General features: G+C 30.3%; 9 protein-coding genes. 8 read left to right on the top strand and 1 reads right to left on the bottom strand.

Features of this window, described 5'->3' with window-relative positions; all coding sequences use genetic code 11:
* Position 1: 1 nt before the first annotated feature.
* Positions 2–772, bottom strand: a complete 771-nt coding sequence (locus CD032_RS03385; protein WP_052437214.1) for a helix-turn-helix domain-containing protein — start codon at positions 770–772, stop codon at positions 2–4.
* A 152-nt stretch (positions 773–924) separates the two neighbouring features.
* Here CD032_RS03385 and CD032_RS03390 point away from each other — a divergent pair, with 152 nt between their 5' ends.
* The 8 genes from CD032_RS03390 to CD032_RS03430 all read left to right on the top strand — a co-directional run.
* On the top strand, positions 925–1,143 hold the full coding sequence (locus CD032_RS03390; RefSeq protein ID WP_069805101.1) for a helix-turn-helix transcriptional regulator: 219 nt from the start codon (positions 925–927) through the stop codon (positions 1,141–1,143).
* Between the two features lie 12 nt (positions 1,144–1,155).
* Positions 1,156–1,335, top strand: coding sequence for a hypothetical protein (locus CD032_RS03395; protein ID WP_069805103.1), 180 nt, complete (start codon positions 1,156–1,158; stop codon positions 1,333–1,335).
* 1 nt (position 1,336) lies between these two features.
* Positions 1,337–1,738 (top strand): hypothetical protein, encoded by a 402-nt coding sequence (locus CD032_RS03400; RefSeq protein ID WP_103211173.1) that lies wholly within the window; start codon positions 1,337–1,339, stop codon positions 1,736–1,738.
* Positions 1,739–1,749: 11 nt separating this feature from the next.
* Positions 1,750–2,052: a type II toxin-antitoxin system toxin TscT gene (gene tscT, locus CD032_RS03405; protein ID WP_103211174.1), complete on the top strand. Its 303-nt coding sequence runs from the start codon at positions 1,750–1,752 to the stop codon at positions 2,050–2,052.
* A gap of 100 nt (positions 2,053–2,152) precedes the next feature.
* Complete coding sequence (locus tag CD032_RS03410; RefSeq protein ID WP_103211175.1) at positions 2,153–3,037, top strand: primase alpha helix C-terminal domain-containing protein; 885 nt, start codon at positions 2,153–2,155, stop codon at positions 3,035–3,037.
* A gap of 13 nt (positions 3,038–3,050) precedes the next feature.
* Positions 3,051–4,769 (top strand): DUF927 domain-containing protein, encoded by a 1,719-nt coding sequence (locus tag CD032_RS03415; RefSeq protein ID WP_103211176.1) that lies wholly within the window; start codon positions 3,051–3,053, stop codon positions 4,767–4,769.
* 323 nt (positions 4,770–5,092) lie between these two features.
* A complete protein-coding gene (locus CD032_RS03420) occupies positions 5,093–5,551 on the top strand; it encodes a hypothetical protein (protein WP_231912239.1) in 459 nt (152 codons plus the stop codon).
* 181 nt (positions 5,552–5,732) lie between these two features.
* On the top strand, positions 5,733–6,370 hold a 638-nt coding region (locus tag CD032_RS03430), incomplete at its 3' end, for a hypothetical protein (RefSeq protein ID WP_103211179.1).

Raw genomic sequence — 6,370 nt, forward strand, 5'->3', positions numbered from 1 at the left:
CCTACTGTATAAATTGTAAAAAAATCCCGTCACTAAAGGTAATTTCATATTGAGATTTTTCATTAGTTTCTTTAATTTCTGAATTTAAATAATCAAAATTGATTGTAAGAGTATCGTTTAACGGAATATTAATAGTTTCGTCAGTTATATCATTAGTTACGTTTATGTTTTTATTCTTGATATTAAAACTTTTAGTTATTTTCTTAAGTATAGTTTCTTTCATATTGTCAAGTATACTAGAAGCTATGTAAGTTACTAATAAATTTGAAAAATTATAAAGGTTATCAATCAAATAGGAAGTGTCATTTTTAAACTCACTACTTTTAAAATTAATGTTTAAATTTAAAGAAATAACTTCTTTAAATTCTAAATAGAAATTATAAGGTATCACTCCTTCTAATTCGTTCCCATCAATTATGTATTTTGAACCTATTACCGAAAATGCATTTCTTTCTCCATCTGTTTCTATACCGGTAGGGATAAACTCTTTGGTAATGGGGTCGAATTCACCTTCTTGATATTTACTTGTTTGAACTTTCGTATATAAATTGTTTGTTTCTATTTTCAATTCATTAAAACTTTTTTCAAATAATTCTTCTACTTCAATATTTAAAGCTCTAGTTATTTTTTCTATAGTTTCAAATTGCACTCCCTGACTTTTACCATTAATTAAAAGACTCAAAGAATTTCTTGATATACCAGTCATTTCGTTTAATTGACTTATATTAAGATTTTTTTGTTTCATTACTTTTTTTAAATTGAATTTAATCATTATTAACACCTCTTTTAAGAATAATAACACGTATACATGTTATTTAGAACAAAAAACATAATATAGCGTTGACAAAATTTATATAACAAGTATATAATACAGATATAAATAAAAGTAACATATAAACATGTTATTATTGAGGAGGAAATAAAATGACAAACTTAGCATATCCGATGTTATACATCACACGAAAGGAACATGGACACACACAGAAAGCAATCGCAAAGAAACTTAGTATTTCGCCACAGCGCTATCAAATTAAAGAGAGTGGCAAAGGTTCTTTCACATTACCAGAGGCAAAAATTTTATCTGAATTATACGAAATGCCTATCGATGACTTATTTAGTAATTCAATCACAGTAGGACAATAAGAAGGTGAATCTATGAAATTATTCGCAATACTTATCGCAGCAAGCTCATTGACTTCATTTACAGTAGGTTATGTAACGGAGGATATATTCAATAGCTTTGCTTTATATAGTCCACTAGCTGTTACTTCATGGGCTATAACAGAGTGGTTTAACGATAGAAAAATTAAAAAACAATTATTGGAGGAAAATTAATATGAAAATTAAAGAATTTAAAAGCAAATATGGCAGAGAGATTACACTAATGCTAATAAGCGAGCGCATCAATAATAGAAATTTAAGTAAAGATGATAGAGAAGTACATGAGATGGAACTAATTCAAGAATACATGAAACATCAAGGCGTAAACGATAAATACATTGGTGAATTAGATATTTTGGATATGATTCAAGATTTTGAAATGATGATTCAGATGTCAGTATATGCAACAAATATCTTAAAGAAAATGCAAGTTAAAAATTATGATATGGCTAATGAAATTAGTTATTTCTCACGTGAAGATGACTTGAATAATCTCTATCTTGCTAAGCTAGAAATTGAAAAGTTAATCAAAGTGATCGAGAGAAATAGACCAAATTACATTAATTTTTATAAATAAGGAGTTTTACGATGAATTGGAATCAGAAAGATTTAATATGCGAATTTGAATTATTGAAAGAAAAAATTGATGACGTGATAACGACCCATGTGTGGCATGGTGATGAAATGTTTACTAAAAGAGATTTAACAACTAAAGAGGAAATGATGACTTACGCAATTGGTTATAACGAATCTCGTATACAACATGAACATACAACTGAGTTAATGGAGTCTTATCTCAAACAATTCGATAAATTAATAGAAAAATTGAAAGTGTTAGAAATAGAAAAAAGCGCATCTGTACAGTCGGCAAACTCAACAGATAACGCTTAATGCAATTTGGAATATTAATAAAAACAAGCATGGAACGGCTTATTTATATATTAATTATACCATTTCATGCCTTGTTTTTACAGTAGGAGGGGCAAAATAAATGGGCTTTGAACAAATAAAATTGCAGCATGATTTTAAATTAAAAATTATTGAGTACAAAAATTTATATTCCGATTCATTTGTTCAATCTAACGATGTAATGTGGTCGGAATGGCTTAATAGAATACAAACGCCAATGAATAACGATGATAAATATAAACGTGGTTTAGTCGTTTATGGAGATGTAAAAGACATGGAAAAAGACGGCAAACTCATTCAAAAGTACCGTAATGACGAAAACATTATAAACAGAAATACACTAGCACTTGATTATGATGATATTACCGATTTCAAAGGGTTATACAGTGCTATTTGTAAGCAATTAGAGGGCTATTCTTGGACATTCCATACAACCTATAACCATACTTCAGAAAAACCACGTATTCGCCTTATGGTGCCTATAAGTGAGCCTGTTAGTGCAGATGATTATAGGAAGTATACGCAAGCATTAGCGCAGAAAATAGGTTATAAGATTGATGAAGGTAGTTATCAACCATCAAGAGCTATGGCATTACCTGTAAAGCCAGATAAGAATATACCATATATTTTTAAATATAATGATGCACCTGCAATCACTATAGGTGATTTAAATGAGTTATCGAAAGCAATCGATGGCCAAAAAAATAAACCAATTACCATCAACTACTCAAGCCAATATAAAAAACGTGATTCGTCTTATTGGCGTGATCTTGCGTTTGGTGTAGGAGAAGGCGAACGTAATCAAGCGCTAGCATCAATTAGTGGATACCTACTGCGAAGATATGTAGATGCCAACCTAGTATATGGCCTTGTGATAGCGTGGGGCAAATCATGTAATCCACCTATGGACGATGGAGAGATAAACAAAACATTTAATTCTATACTCAAAAAGCATATGAGCAACTAGAGGGGGACGGGATATGACAGTAGAGGAAATGGAAGTAACTCAAGAAGATGTATTTGAAACGATGAACAGTCTAAAAAAATTACAAGAAATTAATAAAGATAAACCAACCATTCCAGAACCCTATTTAATTAAAGGTAAATGGTTGTATTTGGAAAAAGAGAAAAAGAATACAAAGGGTGAAGTTATAGATATAGTTCACATTTATCTTACCAGTACACCACCTTATATAACTGAAAGATATAAAAACGTTGAAACTGGTGAATTTTATTATGAATTAGAGTTTGAAGATGCTAAACGTAAATATAAATTGCCAGTATTAGCAAGAGATATTACGCAAGGAAAATATTTAGTGGAACTTGCCAGTAAAGGTTTGGAAGTTACTCAAAATGAAGCAGGTAATCTTGTTCAATATCTAAGTTTTTACAGACGTTTTAATAAGATACCAGATTACGATGTAGCTACACGATTAGGTAATATAAACGGTCATTTCATTTCACCGTATGAAGAAGATCAAAAAGATAATCAATACAAAATATTTAATGCTGATAAGGGATATCAAGCATTGATTGATGCATTTGAAACAAAAGGTAGTGTTGAGGATTATATAAATGGTGTATTTAAGCCGATTAAAGATAATCCAATGGTAATGATGATGTTTTATAGTTCGCTAGCTTCTGTCTTGCTTAAAGATTTTGACGTAGACCCTTTTGTAAGTGAGATATCAGGACGTACTTCAAGTGGTAAAACATTTACTTTAAAGATATGTGCAAGTATATGGGGAAATCGGAAATTAGTTACTGAATGGAATGCCACTAATGTAAGTGTTGAACGTATGGCTTCATTTTTAAATTCATTCCCTTTAATTAAAGATGATACGCGTAAAGCAGATAATCCATTTAGAATACCAAACATTGTATACCAATTTTCTGGTGGTCAATCTAAGGGACGTGGTAATTCAGATCGTTCTATCGATTATTTAGAGCCGTGGAACAATATCATGCTTTCAAGTGGAGAAGTTTCTATACCAGATATAGCGCCCGATAAAGCAGGTGTGGCAGGTCGTGTAATTACTTTACAAGATGACCCGTTTCCTAATACAGAAAAAACTGAATTTGGTGATATAGCAAAAGCAATGGAAAATAATCATGGTTTATTAGGTAAATTATTCATCAAACAATATAGTGCTGACAAAGATAAATACAAAGCGTCTTTTGATAGTGCTGTTAAATATTTTATGAAACAAGCTAATGGTAATGAAGTAATGGATCGTATCGCACGTAGTTTTGCACTACTACAAATTACAGGTGAGATATTAAATGATATTGAAGGCTTTGAGCACGACCCATATATCAACGTGAATAAAGCACACATAAGCATGATGAAAAATAATAAAAATATTGATAAACCAAAACAATTATTAGAAGAATTGCTTGAGAAATTAAATGCTAATCGTGGACGTATTGCTTATAACAAATATTATCACGATAACGCTGAATTAATGGCAATTTATAAAAATGAATTTTTATTGGTTATGACACCAACTATAAAAGAAATGCTAGGTGCTGAATTTAATTCCACCGTTAAACAATGGGATGAAAGAGGATATCTTGAAACAAATAATTATGGTAAACAAAAAAACATTACATTTGCAGGTGAATCTCAAAAAGGTTATGCCATCAAAACAACCATAATTAAAGAATTAGGATTTAACTTTGAAAAAATAAATTACTAGTATTACTACTTAATTACTATATATTTATCAAAAGTAGTAATTCTTGTAACCGTTGATATAAAAGGTTTTAAAGGTGATTAACTATATAAAATTACTACTATTACTACTTTGAAAATAGGAGGCTATAAATAAAGTAATACATGAAATGCTCTTTCTTATATATGCCCCCCCTCAAAAAAAGTAGTAATTGTAGTAATTGTAGTAATTGATAGCTCATAAGGTTTGGTATAACAAGGATTGAGAGATTTCGATAACTAGTAATTTTAAATAATAAGTAGTAATAAGTAGTAATTTTAAAACAGGAGGACTCATAAACTGTGTTAATGCATTCAATACCAACTGATCCATTCAAATTAAATAATAAGAAACTCAACTTTAATGATATTAAGAATTTAGAAATTGCTAACAAACCTATTTGTCACATCTATAAAACACAGGGCAAGTATCAGTATTTAGAAATAGACTTTATAACATGTGATTGGTGCTTGTCGAGTTTAGGACAGGCAAAGCTGCAATCAAGGTTAAATACTGAATCAATCTTCTTGTGGTTAAGAGGATATAATTTGAAACTCAACTATAACAGTGTAGGGCATATGACAATATATTTACGTGGTGATCATTTAGCGATTAATTATTTACTAGATGAAATTAATAAACTCACTGCAGATGCTAAATATTGGCAGAAATACAGAGATGGTAAACGTATGTTAGAAATTGATAGAAGTAGTCACTATGTTATGCCGACACACCATATTAAAGGTAATACACAGAAAATAAGTTAGGGGAGTGTTTCCATGAATCACAAACGGATAGCACATCAGATTCTAGCTCGTTTACCTACCCATGTAAACAATGTATCGGATAAATATATTAGTTCATTGGTAAGAAAGCATACTAGGAATAAGAAAGACTTTAGTGCAATAAAACGCATAATAAATCAAAAACGAAAGAAGGCATTTAATTATGGTAAAAACAGTACAAGACAATACAATCAATATCTTTGATAATCAAATTTATGATAAGGGTGTTAAGGCAAAAGAGATTAAACAGAAGTACCATCAGCTAACAAATCGTATTAAACAGATTAATAGTAAAATTACACATTATCAAAATAATGATGAATTTGCAGAAGCAACAAAATTAAAAAATCTACAATCAGATTTAGAACAAGAATTAATCGAAGTCGACGAACAACTTAACTCATCAGATTATAAAGTAACTGAAGAAGAATTTGAGCAGTTCTACAAGGCATACAACAAAGAAATGACAGGATTTAAGGATGAACATCAAAAACTAGCGAAAGAGATGCAGGATAAACTGCAAGATATTGTAAAAGTGTATCGTAAAATGATTGAGAATAAAAATGAGGCTGGTCGTCGTATATCTCGTGAACGTTATGTTAAGCAAGAGAAAAATAATCCTGGTAACATTCACAACCAGTATAAAGGCCAAATGTTAGCCCACGAAATTAATTTAGGTGATGGTGATAAATACAATGAACAAACGACTCCTAGAGGATATGCATGGCAACTGGAGAAAGCATTAGATACCGTTTCTCGTGATGAGTTCCAAAAATATCATTATGGCAAGAAACAATGGTA

Source organism: Staphylococcus cohnii subsp. cohnii, assembly GCF_002902365.1.
GTDB classification, from domain to species: Bacteria; Bacillota; Bacilli; order Staphylococcales; family Staphylococcaceae; genus Staphylococcus; species Staphylococcus cohnii.